The following is a 1,108-nucleotide window of genomic DNA, read 5'->3' on the forward strand; positions in this document are numbered from 1 at the left end:
GAGGGTGTAAAAATTTTTGTGTAAACGGTCATTTGGCAGGAAACTGTCAGCAACAGGAGCACAGATGACCGTAGCGAAACGCAACAAAAGAGAAAAACCCGATCCTGAACTCGTCAAGCTGGCAGACAGCCTGCTGGCGAACTACCAGAAGCCGGAAGATCTGATAGGCGAGAACGGGTTGCTCAAGCAGCTCACGAAGATGCTGGTGGAGCGAGCGCTTGAGACGGAGATGTCCGAGCACCTGGGCCATGGCAAGAGCGAAGCGGTGACTAATGCCACTGGCAACACCCGGAATGGGCATAGCGCCAAGACGCTGCAGGGGGAATTTGGCGAGTTGCCGCTCAACATCCCGCGCGACCGTCAGGGGGCGTTCGAGCCGAAGCTGGTGGAGCGCCATCAGACGCGCTGGACGGGCTTCGACGACAAGATCATTTCGCTGTATGCGCGTGGCCTGAGCGTGCGCGAGATCCAGGGGCACCTGGAAGAAATGTACGGCACGGAGGTCTCGCCCACGCTCATCTCGGCGGTCACCGACGCCGTCAGCGAGGAGGTGAAGGTCTGGCAAGGCCGTGCGCTCGATGCGCTTTACCCGATCGTCTATCTCGACTGCATCCACGTCAAGGTGCGCGACAGCGGCGCGGTGCGCACCAAGGCAGTGTACCTGGCCATCGGCGTGAACATGACCGGTCACAAGGAGGTTCTGGGACTGTGGATTGCCCAGACCGAGGGTGCCAAGTTCTGGTTGCAGGTGGTCACTGAGCTGAAGACGCGCGGCGTGCAGGACATTTTTATCGCCTGCGTCGACGGGCTCAAAGGTTTCCCTGAAGCCATTGAAGCGGTCTATCCGAAGGCGGCCGTGCAACTGTGCATCGTGCATATGGTGCGCAACAGCCTGAACTTCGTGCCGTGGAAAATACAGCAGGAAGTCGCCGCCGATCTGAAGACGATCTACACTTCATCGACCGTAGAGCTGGCCGAGCAGATGCTCGGCGTCTTCGAGGCCAGGTGGGACAAGGACTACCCTTCCATCGGGCAGAGCTGGCGGCGCAACTGGGCACGCGTGATTCCGTTCTTCGATTACCCGCCGGAAATCAGGAAGGTGATTTAC

The 1,108-nt window shown here is 59.2% G+C and carries 1 protein-coding gene; it reads left to right on the plus strand.

Annotated features, from left to right (window positions below):
* Window positions 1-64: 64 nt before the first annotated feature.
* The coding region (locus F6X42_RS42780) for an IS256 family transposase (RefSeq protein ID WP_187639752.1) at window positions 65-1,108 on the plus strand (1,044 nt) is incomplete at its 3' end.

Origin of the sequence: Paraburkholderia podalyriae (genome assembly GCF_014397785.1) — a bacterium.
Taxonomy (GTDB): Bacteria; Pseudomonadota; Gammaproteobacteria; order Burkholderiales; family Burkholderiaceae; genus Paraburkholderia; species Paraburkholderia podalyriae.